General features: G+C 69.2%; 15 protein-coding genes and 1 riboswitch. Of the genes, 6 read left to right on the top strand and 9 right to left on the bottom strand.

Annotated features, from left to right (window positions below; translation table 11 throughout):
• The first annotated feature begins 3 nt into the window (after positions 1-3).
• Together J2P76_RS21600 and J2P76_RS21595 are read left to right on the top strand one after the other, a co-directional pair.
• On the top strand, positions 4-795 hold the full coding sequence (locus J2P76_RS21600) for an SDR family oxidoreductase (RefSeq protein ID WP_207409934.1): 792 nt from the start codon (positions 4-6) through the stop codon (positions 793-795).
• A gap of 66 nt (positions 796-861) precedes the next feature.
• Entirely contained in the window at positions 862-2,298 is a 1,437-nt protein-coding gene (locus tag J2P76_RS21595; RefSeq protein ID WP_207409933.1) for an aldehyde dehydrogenase family protein, read from the top strand.
• 63 nt (positions 2,299-2,361) lie between these two features.
• Here J2P76_RS21595 and J2P76_RS21590 read toward each other — a convergent pair whose 3' ends face one another.
• From J2P76_RS21590 to ilvB, 5 genes are all read right to left on the bottom strand, one after another.
• Complete coding sequence (locus J2P76_RS21590; RefSeq protein WP_207409932.1) at positions 2,362-3,285, bottom strand: LysR substrate-binding domain-containing protein; 924 nt, start codon at positions 3,283-3,285, stop codon at positions 2,362-2,364.
• Between the two features lie 84 nt (positions 3,286-3,369).
• Positions 3,370-4,164 (bottom strand): enoyl-CoA hydratase, encoded by a 795-nt coding sequence (locus J2P76_RS21585; RefSeq protein ID WP_207409930.1) that lies wholly within the window; start codon positions 4,162-4,164, stop codon positions 3,370-3,372.
• Positions 4,165-4,171: 7 nt separating this feature from the next.
• Positions 4,172-5,146 carry a Bug family tripartite tricarboxylate transporter substrate binding protein gene (locus tag J2P76_RS21580; protein ID WP_207409928.1) on the bottom strand — a complete coding sequence of 325 codons (975 nt, stop codon included), beginning with the start codon at positions 5,144-5,146 and terminating at the stop codon, positions 4,172-4,174.
• A 69-nt stretch (positions 5,147-5,215) separates the two neighbouring features.
• Positions 5,216-6,385 (bottom strand): CoA transferase, encoded by a 1,170-nt coding sequence (locus J2P76_RS21575; protein ID WP_207409926.1) that lies wholly within the window; start codon positions 6,383-6,385, stop codon positions 5,216-5,218.
• 126 nt (positions 6,386-6,511) lie between these two features.
• Entirely contained in the window at positions 6,512-8,332 is a 1,821-nt protein-coding gene (gene ilvB / locus J2P76_RS21570) for a biosynthetic-type acetolactate synthase large subunit (protein WP_207410646.1), read from the bottom strand.
• A 93-nt stretch (positions 8,333-8,425) separates the two neighbouring features.
• On the opposite strand from ilvB, the gene J2P76_RS21565 reads away from it, so the two are divergent.
• The 3 genes from J2P76_RS21565 to ribB all read left to right on the top strand — a co-directional run bounded on the left by J2P76_RS21565 (position 8,426) and on the right by ribB (position 10,507).
• The gene (locus J2P76_RS21565; RefSeq protein WP_207409924.1) at positions 8,426-8,899 is read left to right on the top strand and encodes an Lrp/AsnC family transcriptional regulator; all 474 of its coding nucleotides are present in this window, start codon (positions 8,426-8,428) and stop codon (positions 8,897-8,899) included.
• 81 nt (positions 8,900-8,980) lie between these two features.
• Positions 8,981-9,463 carry an SET domain-containing protein gene (locus J2P76_RS21560; RefSeq protein ID WP_207409922.1) on the top strand — a complete coding sequence of 161 codons (483 nt, stop codon included), beginning with the start codon at positions 8,981-8,983 and terminating at the stop codon, positions 9,461-9,463.
• A gap of 58 nt (positions 9,464-9,521) precedes the next feature.
• A riboswitch (FMN riboswitch) is annotated at positions 9,522-9,669 on the top strand.
• Between the two features lie 136 nt (positions 9,670-9,805).
• The gene (ribB, locus tag J2P76_RS21555) at positions 9,806-10,507 is read left to right on the top strand and encodes a 3,4-dihydroxy-2-butanone-4-phosphate synthase (RefSeq protein WP_207409908.1); all 702 of its coding nucleotides are present in this window, start codon (positions 9,806-9,808) and stop codon (positions 10,505-10,507) included.
• Positions 10,508-10,620: 113 nt separating this feature from the next.
• Here the strand turns inward: ribB and J2P76_RS21550 are convergent, their stop codons facing one another.
• The 3 genes from J2P76_RS21550 to panE all read right to left on the bottom strand — a co-directional run bounded on the left by J2P76_RS21550 (position 10,621) and on the right by panE (position 12,776).
• Positions 10,621-11,130 carry a nucleoside 2-deoxyribosyltransferase gene (locus J2P76_RS21550; RefSeq protein ID WP_207409907.1) on the bottom strand — a complete coding sequence of 170 codons (510 nt, stop codon included), beginning with the start codon at positions 11,128-11,130 and terminating at the stop codon, positions 10,621-10,623.
• A 16-nt stretch (positions 11,131-11,146) separates the two neighbouring features.
• Complete coding sequence (locus J2P76_RS21545) at positions 11,147-11,758, bottom strand: NAD(P)-dependent oxidoreductase (protein ID WP_207409906.1); 612 nt, start codon at positions 11,756-11,758, stop codon at positions 11,147-11,149.
• Between the two features lie 88 nt (positions 11,759-11,846).
• Positions 11,847-12,776, bottom strand: coding sequence for a 2-dehydropantoate 2-reductase (panE, locus tag J2P76_RS21540; RefSeq protein WP_207409905.1), 930 nt, complete (start codon positions 12,774-12,776; stop codon positions 11,847-11,849).
• A 169-nt stretch (positions 12,777-12,945) separates the two neighbouring features.
• On the opposite strand from panE, the gene J2P76_RS21535 reads away from it, so the two are divergent.
• Complete coding sequence (locus J2P76_RS21535; RefSeq protein ID WP_207409904.1) at positions 12,946-13,974, top strand: BMP family protein; 1,029 nt, start codon at positions 12,946-12,948, stop codon at positions 13,972-13,974.
• Here the strand turns inward: J2P76_RS21535 and J2P76_RS21530 are convergent.
• Positions 13,961-15,088, bottom strand: a complete 1,128-nt coding sequence (locus J2P76_RS21530) for an NAD(P)/FAD-dependent oxidoreductase (RefSeq protein WP_207409903.1) — start codon at positions 15,086-15,088, stop codon at positions 13,961-13,963. The two genes, J2P76_RS21535 and J2P76_RS21530, sit on opposite strands and share 14 nt — an antisense overlap.

Genomic DNA, 15,088 nt, shown 5'->3' with positions numbered 1-15,088 from the left:
GCCATGAACACCGTTGCGCCCGACCAAGCCTACCTGCAGCAGTTCTCGCTGGCGGGCCAGGTGGCGCTGGTAACCGGCTCGGCGCGCGGCCTGGGGCTGTGCATCGCGCGGGCGCTGGCCGGCTGCGGCGCCCACGTGCTGATCAACGGCCGCAATGCCGCGGCGGTGCAGGCCACTGCCGCCGCGCTGCGCGGCGAGGGGCTGGCGGCCTCGGCGCTGGCCTTCGACATCAGCGACGACGACGCCATGAGCCGCGCCTTTGCGCGCATCGACGCCGAGCACGGCCGCCTGGACATCCTGGTCAACAACGTCGGGGCCCGCAACCGTAAAACCCTGCGGGCCATCTCGCCGGCCGAGATCCGCGCGCTTATCGACACCGACCTGGTGGCCGGCATGCTGCTGGCCAAGCTGGCCGCCGAGCGCATGGTGCGCCAGGGCGCCGGGCGCCTGATCGCCGTTACCTCGGTGGTGGGCGAACTGGCGCGGGCCGGCGACGCCGTCTACCCGGCCGCCAAGCAGGGCCTGACCGGCATGATGCGGGCGCTGGCCGCCGAATTCGGCCCGCTGGGCATCACCAGCAATGCCATCGCCCCCGGCACCTTCGCCACCGAAACCAATGCGGCCTACGTGGCCGACCCCGCCCTGCACGACCCCATGGCCGCCCGCAACCCCATGGGGCGCTGGGGCCGGCCCGAAGAAATCGCCGGCGCCGCGGTGTTCCTGGCCTCGCCGGCGGCCTCGTATGTCAATGGCCAGGTGCTGGCCGTGGACGGAGGCCTGTCCATCCTGTTCTAGGCCCCGGCCCCGCCGCCGGACGAACAGCCTGCCTACTATGCAACGACACTCCAGAGGTTCATCGGCATGAAGCAGCATTTCATCGACAACCGCCCGGTTCCCGGCGCTTCGGGCGAATCCATTCCCGTGCTGGATCCTTCCACCGGCCAGCAGTACGACAGCATTCCGCGCGGCAACGCGGCCGACATCGACCTGGCCGTGCAGGCCGCGCGGCGCGCCTACGACGAAGGCGCCTGGGGCAGGCTTACCGCTGCCGAACGCGGCCGCCTGATGCTGAAGCTGTCGGTCAAGATCCTGGACCACGCCGACGAACTCACCGACATCGAATCGCGCGATTGCGGCAAGCCCACCAAGCAGGCCCGCGCCGACGTCACGGCGGTGGCGCGCTATTTCGAATACTACGGCGGCGCGGCCGACAAGCTGCACGGCGAAACCCTGCCTTACCAGAACGGCTACACCGTGCTGACGCTGCGCGAGCCGCACGGCGTTACCGGGCACGTGGTGCCCTGGAACTATCCGCTGCAGATCTTCGGGCGCAGCGTGGGCGGCGCGCTGGCGGCGGGCAATGCCTGCGTGGTCAAGCCCGCCGAAGACGCCTGCCTGTCGCTGCTGCGGCTGGCCGAGCTGGCGGCCGAAGTGGGCTTCCCGCCGGGCGCCATCAATATCGTCACGGGCTACGGCCACGAAGCCGGCGACGCCCTGACGCGCCACCCGGGCATCGACCACATCTCGTTCACCGGCTCGCCGCGCATCGGCGTGCTGGTCACCCAGGTGGCGGCCGAACGCCACGTGCCGGTCACGCTGGAACTGGGCGGCAAGTCGCCGCAGATCGTGTTCGGCGACGCCGATCTCGACGCGCTGGTGCCGGTGGCCGTCAACGCCATCGTGCAGAACGCCGGCCAGACCTGCTCGGCCGGCAGCCGCCTGCTGGTCGAGCGCAGCGCCTACGACCGCGTGCTCGAACGCCTGTCGCAGGCCTTCTCGGCCCTGCGCGCCGGCCCCGCCGCCATGGACCTGGACTGCGGCCCGCTGATCCGCAAGACCCAGCAGGAACGCGTGCAGGGCTTCCTGAAAGCCGCCGCGCAAGACGGCATCGCCACCGCCGCGCAGGGCAGGATCGCCGACGGCGCGCCCGCCGAAGGCTACTACCAGGCGCCCACGCTGCTGGACAACGTGCCGGTCGATCACCGCCTGGCCCAGGAAGAAGTGTTCGGCCCGGTGCTGGCGGCCATGCCTTTCGACGACGAAGCCGACGCGGTCCGCATCGCCAACGCCACCGAATACGGCCTGGCGGCCAGCGTCTGGACGCGCGACGGCGCGCGCCAGCTGCGCATCGCGCGCAAGGTGCGCAGCGGCCAGGTGTTCATCAACAACTACGGCGCCGGCGGCGGCATCGAACTGCCGTTCGGCGGCGTCAAGGCCAGCGGCCACGGGCGCGAAAAGGGCTTCGAGGCGCTGTACGGCTTCACCGTGCTGAAAACCATCTCGATCAAGCACGACTGAGCATCGCGCCGACGCCTGGCAATGTCAGGTGTCTGACTCCCGCAGGGTGTCAGACACCTGCGACTACCGCCAATTCTTCCCCGTGCGGGCCGCCACCACTTGTGGGTCGTGCAGCAGCACGTCGGCGAACTGGCGCACCAGCCCCGACGGCTCGGCATCCTGCCGCGTGACCAGGTGCAGGTCGCGCAACGCCCAGCCATCCTGCAACGGAATGGCCATGAGCGCGCCTTCGCGCACGAGCGGCTCGGCCACGCTGGCCGGCACCACCGCCACGCCCACGCCGGCGCGCACCAGGTACAGCACCGAACTGAAATCGTGCGCATGCACGCGCACGCTGACCGTCTTGCCCAGCCGTTCGGCCTGGGTCTGCACGAACTGGAAGTTGCTGCTGGCCCGTTCCATGCAGACCTGGCCATGCGCCAGCACATCCGCGTAGGCGACGCTGGGGCGCTGCGCCAGGGCATGGTCGATGGGGGCCGCGCAGATCAGGCGGTCGATCGCATAGAGCTCGCAGCTCAGGTCGGCATCGTCGACCTTGCCCGCGCAGATGCCGATATCGGCCTCGCCGCGCTGGATCTTGCCGGCGATGGACAGGCTGTCCTGCTCTTTCAGATTGACATCGATGTGCGCGTTGGACGTCAGGAAGCGCGCCAGGCTGGGAATGATGAAGCCGTTCAGCGAACTGCTGTTGGCCAGCAGCCGCACGCTGCCTTTCAGGTTGCGCGCGTAGGCGCTGACCTCGGCCTGCATCGCCTGCAGGTTGTCCAGCACGATGTCGACGTGGCGCGCCAGCGCCTCGCCGGCCGGCGTCAGGCTCATGCCCCGCGCAGAACGCACGAACAGCGGGCTGCCGGCGGCGTATTCCAGGTTTTTCAGCCGGTAGCTGGCCGACGGCGCCGTCATGTGCATCGTGGCCGCGCCCGCCGACAGGTTGCCGGCCTGCAGGATGGCCTTGAACAGGCGCAGGTCTTTCAGCTCATAGGACATCGATTCCTCCGTGTGCGCAGCAGGTCGCGGGCAGGGCGGAATAGCCGTCCGGGGCCGCGTCGCGGCGGCCTCGCCGTGGCCGGATCAGGCGCCCGTCTTGCGCGCCTTTTCGTCCAGGAACGCGCGCATGTAGCGCCCCGGCTCGCCCGTGTCGAACGCCGCGCCGAACTCCAGCACGCCGTTCTTCAGCGAAACATCCAGCGGCTCGTCTTCCCATTCGCGCAGCAGGCGCTTCTGCTGGGCCAGCGCGCGCTGCCCCAGCCCGGCAAGCATACTCGCTACGCGGTCGACCTCGGCATCCAGCCCGGCCGCCGGCACGACGCGGTCCAGCAGGCCCCAGGCCTCGGCCTGCTTGGCGTCGGCGATTTCCCCGGTCAGCAGCATCCAGTTCGACCGCGCCTTGCCGATCAGCCGCGGCAGCAGCGCGGCGTGAATGATGGACGGCACGCCGACCTTCACTTCGGGCATGCCCATGTGGGCCTGGTCTGATGCGATGCGCAAGTCGCACGACAGCGCCAGCTCCATGCCGCCGCCCAGACACCAGCCGGGAATGCGTGCGATCACCGGCGCGCGCAGCAGCCGCACGCCGTCGCACAATTGCCGCAGGCGGTCGATGTACGCGATGGCGCTGGCGTGGTCGAAGAACGCCATTTCCTTGATGTCCGAACCCGCCACGAAAGCCTTTTCTTGCTGGGCCCGCAGCACCAGCACCTTGACGTCGTCGCGCTGGTCGATGTGCGACAGCATGCCGATCAGGCTTTCCACGACAGCGGCGCTGAGAATGTTGAGCTTGCCCGCGTCGCGGATTTCCAGCGTGCCGACGCCGTCGTCGCGCAGCGAGAAAGCGGCGTGCGGATAGGTGGGAATCTCGATGGCCATGGTGATCCTAGAGTTTTTCGAAACCGATGTCGTTCACGACTTTCTGCCACACGGTATTCGACCGCTTGATCATGGCGGCGAACTGGTCGCGCGACGTGTAGTCGGGCACGGCGCCCAGGCGCTCGATGTCCGACGCCACTTTCGGGTCGGCCAGCGCCTGCTTCACCGCCTGGTTCAGCTGGTCCAGCACCGGCTCGGGCGTGCCCGCCGGCGCGGCCAGCCCGAACCACGAAGGCGTGTTCAACTGAGGGTAGCCGACCTCGGCATAAGTGGGAACATCGGGCAGGCTTTCGATCCGCTTGGGCGAGGCAACCGCCAGCGCGCGCAGCTTGCCCGACGCCAGGAAGCCCGCCGACGAAGGCAGGTTGTCGAACACCACCTGCACCTGTCCGGCCATCAGGCCGACCAGCGCCGGGCCCAGGCCCTTGTACGGCACGTGCAGCATCTTCGTACCGGTGGAGCTCAGGAACAGCTCGCCGAACAGGTGGCTGTAGCCGCCGCTGCCTGACGAGCCGAACGAATAGTGGTCAGGGTCGGCCTTCAGGCGGGCGATGAGCTGGTCGAAGGTCTTGATGTCGGAATTGCCGGGCACGTCCAGCACCCCCAGCACATTGGCCAGGTTGCTGATGGGCGCGAAATCCTTGACGGGGTCGTACTGGGGCTTGGCATGCACGCTGGGGTTCACGGCGTGCGAGCTTTCCACCGCCATCACCAGGGTGTAGCCGTCCGGCCGTTCGCGCGCCGCATAGCCGCTGCCGACCGCGCCGCCGGCCCCGGGCTTGTTCACCACCACCACGGTCTGCCCCAGCGCTTCGCCCAGCTTGGGCGCCACCACGCGGGCCATCAGGTCGGTGGTGCCGCCCGGCGCATAGGGCACCACCAGCGTGACCGGGCGGTCGGGGTAGGCGGCGCTGGCCGGGGCGCTTGCGGCGCCGAAGACCAGCGCCGCGGCGGCGGCAGTCGTGCGGAAAGTCGGTTTCATCTTTTGTCTCCTGTGTCGTGCAAGGGGTGGAATAGCGAAAAAAGGCGATATCGGGGCGGCTTGCCGCGCTCAAGGCTCGCCCAGCACCTCGCGCGTGTGCTCGCCCATCAAGGGCGGCGGACGCATGGGCGATGTGTCATCGCGGCCCAGCATGGGGTTGCGCACCAGCGGAATGTCGCCGAAGCGGGGATGCGGCGCATGCTTCAGCATGGCCCGGTGGCGCACCTGTTCGTCGGCAAAGACCTCGTCCAGCCCATTGACGGGCCCCCATGCGATACCCGCCGCTTCCAGGCCGCCGGCCCAGTGGGCGCGGTCCTGCGTGGCGATGATCTGGCTGAGCACCTCGCGCAGCGCGGGCATGTTCTGCACGCGCGCCGCGTTGGTGGCGAAGCGCGGGTCCTGCGCCAGGTCGGCCTGGCCGCACAGCGCGCAGAACTTGGCGAACTGGCCGTCATTGCCCACGGCCAGGATGAAGAACCCGTCGCGGGCCTTGAAGACCTCGTAGGGCGCCAGGTTGGGGTGCGCGTTGCCGGTGCGCACCGGATTGCGGCCGGACACCAGGAAATTCGCGCCCTGGTTGGCGTTGATCGCCACCGCGACATCCAGCAGCGCGATATCCAGGTGCGCCCCCTGGCCGGTGCGCGCGCGCTGCAGCAGCGCGGCCAGCACGGCCGAAGTGGCGTACATGCCCGTGGAAATATCCACCACCGGAATGCCGGCGCGCAGGGGGCCCGCGCCGGGCTCGCCGTCCGCGACCCCGGTGTGGCTCATCAGGCCGCCCATGCCCTGGAAAATGTAGTCGTACCCGGGCTGCGCCGCGCGCGGGCCGTCCTGCCCGTAGCCGGTGATCGACACATACACCAGGTCGGGCCGCAGCGCCTTCACGCTGTCATAGTCCAGCCCGTAGCGCTTGAGCGTGCCGCTCTTGTAGTTCTCGACCAGCACATCGCAGGTGCGCAGCAGCTCCAGCAGCGCGCGCTGCCCGTCGGCCTGCGAGAAATCCAGGCAGATCGAGCGCTTGTTGCGGTTGCAGCAGGTAAAGTAGGCCGACAGCGTCTCTTCGCCGTCGCGCGACTGCAGATAGGGCGGCCCCCACTTGCGGGTGTCGTCGCCCTGCCCGGGGCGCTCGACCTTGATCACGTCCGCGCCCAGGTCGGCCAGGTTCTGCGTGCACCACGGCCCGGCCAGGATCCGCGACAGATCCAGCACGCGGATATTGTCCAGCGCCCGACTCAGCACATTGACTCCTCGATCATCGTCATCTCGTGACCGGGGAGTCTAGGAAGCGCCCCGCGGCGCGTCCAGTTCAAATGTTCTAAGGAAGCGTTCGAAGCGCTCTAAGCCCGACGCGGGCGGGCGTCGGGATCAGGCCGTGTCGTCCTCGTACCAGACCCCGTCGGCCAGCATCATGCGATGATGCCCTTCGCCGGCCGGCATCATGGGAAAGCAGTTTTCCTGCGCGGCCACCGCCACGTCCAGGAAATACGGCCCCGGGTGCGCCAGGCATTGCGCCAGCGCCTCGTCCAGCCGCGCCGGGTCGTCCACCCGCGTGGCGCCCCAGCCGAAGGCCTTGGCCAGGGCCACGAAATCCGGCAGCGACGCGTTGTAGCTGTGGCTGTAGCGCCCGCCGTGGATCAGCTCTTGCCACTGGCGCACCATGCCCATGTAGCCGTTGTTGCACAACACCACCTTGACCGGCGTCTCGTGCTGCATGGCGGTGGACAGTTCCTGGATGTTCATCAGCACCGAAGCATCGCCGCTGACGCACACCACGGTCTTGTCCGGATGCGCCACCTGCGCGCCGATGGCGGCCGGCACCCCGTAGCCCATGGTGCCCGCGCCGCCCGAGGTCAGCCAGCGGTTGGGATGGTCGAAGCGCAGGTATTGCGCGGCCCACATCTGGTGCTGGCCCACATCGGTGGACACGATGGCGTCGCGGCCGGCCAGCGCAGCATTCAGGCGCTGCATCAGGTGCTGCGGCAGGATGGCGTCTTCGGCCGGCGGGCAGGCCAGGCAGTCTTTGGCGCGCCAGGCGTCGATGCGCCGCCACCAGTCGGCCAGCCGCCCGTCCGGCAGCGGCAGGGCATCCAGGGCGCCGCGCAGCGCCTCGACCAGGGGCAAGCAGTCGCCCACCAGCGCCACGTCGACCCGCACCACCTTGTTGATGGAAGCCGGGTCGATATCGATGTGGATCTTGCGCGCATGCGGGCAGAACTCGGCCAGCTTGCCCGTGATGCGGTCGTCGAAGCGCGCGCCGATGCACACCACCAGGTCGGCATGGTGCATGGCCATGTTGGCTTCGAGCGTGCCGTGCATGCCCAGCATGCCCACGAACTGCGGGTCGGAAGCCGGAAAGGCGCCCAGGCCCATCAGCGTCAGGGTGCAGGGCGCGCCCGTGTGGCGCACCAGTTCGGTAAAGGCCTGGCAAGCCTGCGGGCCGGAATTGACCAGGCCGCCGCCGCCGTAGAACACCGGCCGGCGGGCCTGCGCGATCAGGGCGGCGGCGCGGCGCAGGGCGGTCTGGGGCAGTTTCAGCGGCGCCTTGCCGGCCTGCCGGCGCGCGCGCAGCGCCGCCAGCCGCTGGTTTTCCAGCGCCTCGGGCTCTTCGGCATGCAGCGGCCGGGCCAGCTGCACGTCTTTCGGAAAATCCACCAGCACCGGCCCGGGCCGCCCCTGGCGGGTCAGGTCGAAGGCCCGGCCCACCACGGTGGCCACGTCTTCGGCCGCGCGGATCTGCGTATTCCACTTGGTGACCGAACGCGAAATTCCCATGGCGTCGCATTCCTGGAACGCGTCGGTGCCGATGGCCGAGGTCGACACCTGGCCGCTGATGCACAGCACGGGAATCGAGTCGCACATGGCGTCCAGCAGGCCCGACGTGGTGTTGGCCATGCCGGGGCCCGAGGTCACGAACACGACGCCCGGCCGCCCGGTGGTCCGCGCATAGCCTTCGGCCGCGTGCACCGCGGCCTGTTCGTGGCGCACCAGCACGTGGCGCAGGCGCGGCTCGGCGTACAGGGCGTCGTACAGCGGCAGCACGGCCCCGCCCGGGTAGCCGAACACGGTATCGACCCCGCGTTCGATCAGCGTATCGAGCAGAATCTCGGCGCCGTTGCGGGCAGAAGGCGTGTCGTGGCGCAAGGCGGCGAGGGCGGAGGCGTGGAGGCGGTCATTCATACTGGATATGGTATGCCGATCTGCAAAGAAGATTTCTCTTCTTTTCTACGTTTTCCCCATTTTTCCAGTAAATTCATCCTTATTTCCGCGGAAACCAAGAAAATGAAACTGGACAAGTTCGACCTGGCCATTCTCAAGGCCCTGCAGCAAAACGCCCGCGCCAGCCTCAACGAGATCGGCGCCGAGGTCGGCCTGTCGTCCACGCCCTGCTGGAACCGCATCAAGCGCATGGAGTCGGCCGGCGTCATCCGCGGCTACACCGTCGACATCGATCCGGCCTCGCTGGGTTTCATGGACACGGTCATCGTGCACGTCACGCTGGAAAGCCACAGCGAAGAAACCCTGTACGAATTCGGCCGCGCGCTGGCGCAGATTCCCGAAGTGCTGGAAGCCTTCCTGGTGTCGGGCGACTACGACTACTACATCCGCATCGCGGTGCGCGACACGCGCGACTACGAGCGGCTGCTGCGCGAGCAGCTCTACCGCATTCCCGGCATCCGCCACAGCAAGTCGTGCTTCGTGCTGCGCCGCCTGAAAGAAACCCAGCTGCCGCTGACCCCGCCGCCGGCCGAATAAACACGCCGCCTGTCATCATCGCGCGCGCCTTGCGCCGATATAATCGCCGCTGCCCCGCTACATGCCTCCTTGCCTTCATACATGACCACAGCTGCTGAACCCCTTAAGCCCTGGCACGTCGTGCGCCGCTCCAAGCTGCATGGCAATGGCGTGTTCGCCGCGCGCAAAATCCCCGCCGGCACGCGCATCATCGAATACGGCGGCGAACGCATCAGCGCCAAAGAAGCCGACCGCCGCCATCCCACCAATCCCGACGATCCGTTCCACACGTTCTTCTTCTCGCTCACCTCGGGCCGCGTGATCGACGGCGGCGACAACGGCAACGACGCGCGCTGGATCAACCATTCCTGCGAGCCCAACTGCGAGGCCCAGGAGGGCCGGCACGGCAAGCGCGTCTACATCACGGCGCTGCGCGACATCGCCCGCGGCGAAGAACTGTTCTACGACTACGGCCTGGTGCTCGACGGCAAGATCACCAAGAAGCTCAAGGCTTCCTACCAATGCCTGTGCGGCACGCCGGCCTGCCGCGGCACCATGCTGGCCCTGAAGAAAAAGCAGAAATAGGGCGCTTTGCCGCCAGGCGTACAATGAACGCAGCCGCGCAACCCGCGCGGCCATAGCAGTACGTCTTCAGGGCGGGGCGAAATTCCCCACCGGCGGTAAGCCGCAATGCGGCAAGCCCGCGAGCGCCCGGCCAGCCTTGGCCGGGGTCAGCAGATCTGGTGCGATGCCAGGGCCGACGGTCATAGTCCGGATGAAAGAAGATGTGCCTGCCCATTCCCGCCAGCGGCGGGGTGCGCGCCGCGGCCGCCAGCCGGGGGGCCGCCCTGCCGGCGCGCGGGCGTGGGCTGGCTGTCGCAAGCCCTGAAACGTTTTTCGCCAACTTTTACTTGCGAGAGCGTTTCAATGTCCGCCGTCATTCCTTCGGTACCCTACCTTCCCCCCGACCTGACCGCGCAGCCCTTCGAGGCCCGCCTGGCGCGCGCGCTGCATCACATGCGCCTGGGCCGCCCGGTCATCCTGATGGACGATTTCGATCGCGAGAACGAAGCCGACCTGATCGTGGCCGCCGACAAACTCACCGTGCCCGTCATGGCGCAGCTGATCCGCGACTGCAGCGGCATCGTCTGCCTGTGCCTCACCGACGAGGTGCTCGAGCAGCTGCAGCTGCCGCCCATGGTGGCGCGCAACGAAAGCCGCTACAGCACGGCGTTCACGGTGTCCATCGAGGCCCGCCATGGAGTGTCCACCGGCGTATCCGCCGCCGACCGCGTCACCACCATCCGCGCGGCCATCGCCCCCGGCGCGCAGGCCGCCGATATCGTCAGCCCCGGCCACGTATTCCCGCTGCGGGCCCAGCCCGGCGGCGTGCTGGCGCGGCGCGGCCACACCGAAGGCTCGGTCGACCTGGCCATGCTGGCGGGCCTGCGCCCGGCCGCCGTGCTGTGCGAACTGATGAACGCCGACGGCACCATGGCGCGCGGCCCCGCCATCGCGCGCTACGCCGCCGAGCATGGCCTGGTGGCGCTTACCATCGCCGAACTGGCCGACCACCGCCGCCGCCTGGCCGCCCAGGCCCCGGCGCAGCCCGCCCTGGCCGAGGCCTGACCAACTGCCCAGGTGTCAGGCTCCGCCAGGTGCCTGACACCGCTGCATGCCGCCGCCGTCTCAGCCGTACGGTGTCTGGCACCCTGGCGGGAGCCAGACACCTGTGCCCAGCGTCAGCTTCCGTCGCGCAGCGCCTGCGCCATATGCGCCAGGCACTGCACCGCATCCCCCGGAACCACGGTAGCGCTGCAGGCCAGCATCAGGTTCAGGCTCAGCCCGAAGTCTTCCACCGTATAGCCCTGCGCATCGACGTGGCGCGGCGGGTCGTCGGCCTGCGCCACGGCCAGGCGCTGCACCAGGGAATCGGCGTGGCCGGTATACGCCCACACCGGCTTGCCCAGGGCAACCGCGTAGCCCACCTCGAATGCCGTGCCCGAGTCGGGTTCGGCGCCGCGAAAGGCGTTCAGGTTGGCCATTACCGCGTCGGCTTCGCGGATCAGCGCCGTATTGGCTTCGTAGATCCACTGCGCCAGCGCGCGGCCCGGCAGGCCTGCCGGCGTCTGGTTGTCGAGCGGGTACAGGCCCTTGAAGCCGTGATTGCGGCATTGCAGCTTCAGCCAGGCGCCGTGCGCCAGCGCATCCGCGCGAAACACGTCGAAGCCGGCCAGGTAGATGGATTTCATGGCGCCGCGGCCGGCCTCAGTAGCCAACCGTATAGCGGCGCCGCACATGGCGCGGCGATTCCAGTTCGTCGACCAGCGCAATGGCGTAGTCTTCCATCGAGATCCAGCTCTTGCCTTCGCTGTCGGCCAGCAGTTCGTCGTCGCCGATGCGGAACTTGCCGGTGCGCTCGCCCGGTTCGAACAGGGCCGACGGCGACAGGAAGGTCCAGTCCAGCGCCGCCTCGCGGCGCAGGGTGTCCAGGAACACCACGCCGGCGCGCGCCTCGGGCTTGTATGCGTCGGGAAATTCCGGCGTGTCGATCAGCATGACGCCGGGCGCCACGCGCAGGCTGCCCGCGCCGCCCACCACCAGCAGGCGCGGCACGCCCGCGCTGCGCACGGCCGCCAGCAGCGGCTTGGCGTCGGTGGACACGAAACGGGCGGCGCTGATCACCGCGTCATGGCCGGCCAGCAGCGGCGCCAGCGCGGCGGGGTCGGTGGCGTCGCCCTGCCTGGCGGTCAGGCCGGGCCGCGCCACGACCTCGGCGGGGTTGCGGGCGATGCCGGTGACCTGATGGCCGCGGCGCAACAATTCATCGGCAATGCGCGAACCCACGCGTCCCGTGATGCCGATCAGTGCGATGTTCATGGTGTGCTCCAGAAGCAAGGGGAATGCTCCATGCTAGCCCCGCCGGCCGCCTGCGCAAACACCGCCGCGCGCGATAGTCAGTTGCACATCATGCACCAATGGCGCGCTGGGCCTGGTATACCTGCAAGTGCGCATAGGCCATGCGCAAGGCCGGCGTATCCAGCCCCAGCACGCGCCCGCGGTGCACCATGTCGCCCACGATGTGGTCGGCCTCGACCCGCGCGCCCTGGCTCAGGTCGCGGAACATGGACGCGGTCATGGCCGATTCGCGGTCGGTCAGCACCTTCAGCGCCGCCGCGTCGGCTTCGGCGCGCACGGCGTGGCCCGAGGCCGCCGCCACCTGCTGGCATTCGCCCAGCAGGTCGCGCACAATGGCCTCGCCGTCATCGGTGCGGACGATCTGCCCCACCGGCCCGCGCATCAGGCAGGTGGCCGCCGCCAGGGCGGTCAGGAACACGTACTTTTCCCAGACGTCCTGCTGGATGGCGGGGCTCAGGCGGCTGGTGAAGGCCGCCTCGGCCAGCGCGGACTCCAGCGCCACGCAACGCGCGCTGCGCGGGTCGCCGGCGCGTTCGCCATATACGAACGCCGCGTGCTGGCCCAGGTGCCGCACCTGCCCCTCGGGCCCCAGCGTGGCGTTGATCTGGCACAGCCCGCCCAGCACCCGCGCCGCGCCGAACTCGGCGTCCAGGGCCTCGTACTGCAGCACGCCGTTCATGATGGGCAGGATGGCCGTATCCGGGCCCACCGCGGGGCGGATGGCCGCGATGGCGCCGGGCAGGTCGTAGGCCTTGCAGCTGATCACCACGACGTCGTAGGCGCCGTCCAGCCCCGCTTCGGTGACCAGCCGGGGGGCCACCACGGCATCGCCGCGCGGGCTTTCGATGCGCAGGCCCTGTTCGCGCAGCTTCTGCGCGCGCGCCTCGCGCACCAGGAAGGTCACGTCGGCGCCCGCCTGGGCCGCCCGCCCGCCGAAATAGCCGCCCGTGCCGCCGGCTCCTAGAAACAGCAATCGCATCGAAGTCTCCGAATTCCGCGCCGCGCGACTCCGCGGCGCATGCTACACAAGATTATGCACCCGGGGACGCGCCCGGCGCGCGGCAAGCTGCCTATAATCCATTCGCGGTGTGCGTTGCGCCGTGCCGCCGCCCCAACCTTCATCGCATTGCGTGCAGGAGCCCCAGTCCATGCCATTCCGCACTTCCCTGTCGGCCGCCGGACGGCTGCGGCGCAGCACGCTGCTGCGGCTGGGCGCGGCGTGCGCCTGGCTGGCCGCGGGCAGGGCGTACGGCCAAGTGGCGGGCCCGGTCAAGGTGGCCGCGGTCTATACCGTGCCCATCGGCCAGCAATGGGTGTCGCGCGTGCACCGGGCCCTGATCATGGCCCGCACGCGCGGCGACATCGACTACGTCTACACCGAAAACGTATCGCACGGCTCGTACGAGCGCGTGCTGCGCCAGTACGCCGAAAAAGGCGTGCACCTGATCGTGGGCGAAGCCTTCCGGGCCGAAGCCGCCGCCCGCGCGGTGGCCCGCGACTACCCCCGCATCGCCTTCCTGATGGGGTCTTCGGGGCGCCCGCAGCAGCCCAATTTCTCGGTGTTCGACAACTACATCCAGGAAGCCGCCTACCTGACCGGCATGATCGCCGGCGGTCTCAGCGAAAGCGGCAAGATCGGCCTGGTGGGCGGCTATCCCATTCCCGAGGTCAACCGCCTGATGCACGCCTTCATGGACGGCGTGCGCGAAATCAATCCCGACGCGCGGTTCTACGTGGCCTTCATCGGATCCTGGTTCGACCCGCCCAAGGCCAGGCAGGCCGCCTTCGACATGATCGACCAGGGTGTCGACATGCTGTATGCCGAACGCTTCGGCGTGGCCGAAGCCGCGCAAGAGCGCGGCAAGCTGGCCATCGGCAACGTCATCGACACCCAGCCGCAGTATCCGGACACGGTCGTCGCCTCGGCGCTGTGGAACATGGAACCCACCATCGAACGGGCGCTGACCATGGTCAGGCGCGGCACGTTCAAGGCCGACGACTACGGCAAGTATTCGCAGATGCGCTACCAGGGGTCGATGCTGGCGCCGCTGGGCACATTCGCCGACAAGCTGCCCGGCGGCCTGGTCGCCAGCGTCGAAGCCCGGCAGAAGGCCATCCTGGACGGCAGCTTCAGCGTCAAGATCAACGACAATCCGCCCGTCTCTAGCGCCCCGTAAAGCGATCGATCCGGAACGGCTCGATCGGCAGCGAGGTGCTGCCCCGCAGCACCAGGTCCGCCAGGATCGATCCGACAATGGGCCCCAGCTGGAAGCCGTGCGCCGAAAACCCGAACGCATGGTAGATGCCGTCGTGCCGGCGGCTGGGGCCGATAACGGGAATCTCGTCGGGCATGGCGGCCTCGATGCCCGCCCAGCCCCGGTTGACCACCGCCGCGCGCATATGCGGGAACAGCTCGCACACCATGCGCGCGCCCTCGGCCAGCGCGCGAAAATCCAGCTCGGTCGATTCCGCGTCGCGATCGACCCAGGCGCGCCGGCCGCCGCCTATCAGCACCGTGCCGTTGGCGCGCTGCTTGAACGACAGCGGCCGGCCGGTGCCCAGCACCACAGGATCCAGGAAGTGCGGCATGGCCAGGGTGACCAGCATCATCGGGCTGATCGCCTGCAGGGGCACCGGCTCGCCCAACTGGGCGGCGATGCGGTCGGCCCATGCGCCGGCGCAGTTAATCAATTGCGGCGCCGTGTAGTCGCCCTGGTCGGTGCGAACCAGCCATTGGCGGCCATCGCGCCTGACACGCCGCACACGCACGCCTTCGATGAAGCGCGCGCCCAGCGCGGCCGCCTTGCGGCGAAAGGCCGAAGTGGTGCGGTACGGATCGGCGGCGCCGTCGTCCCTGACGATCACGCCGCCCTGCACGCTGGGCACCAGCCGCGGCACCAGCGCGCGCAGCTCGCCGGCGCCGATCCATTCCTCGTGCGTATGGCCGTGCGCCGCCAGCAGGTCCAGGCGCGCGCGCAGCACCGCGACATCGGCCTCGGTCTCGGCCACCCGCACCTGCCCATGCTGCTCATAGCCGCAATCGTCATCCACCAGGTCGCCGATGCGATGCCACAGTTCGCGCGAAGCCAGGGCCAGCGGCACTTCCGCCAGGTCGCGTCCCAGGGTGCGCACGCCGCCCGCGTTCACGCCGGACGCGTGGCGGCCCGCGTAGTTCTTTTCGAGCACCAGCGCCGGCACGCCGCGCCGCGCCAGCTGCAGCGCGGCCGAGCAGCCATGCAGGCCGGCGCCGATGATGACGACGGCGGCGCTATCCACCCGACGGGCCGCCAT

It is taken from the genome of Bordetella petrii (genome assembly GCF_017356245.1).
GTDB lineage: Bacteria > Pseudomonadota > Gammaproteobacteria > Burkholderiales > Burkholderiaceae_B > Bordetella_A > Bordetella_A petrii_D.
This window is presented reverse-complemented; position numbering and strand designations above follow the sequence as displayed.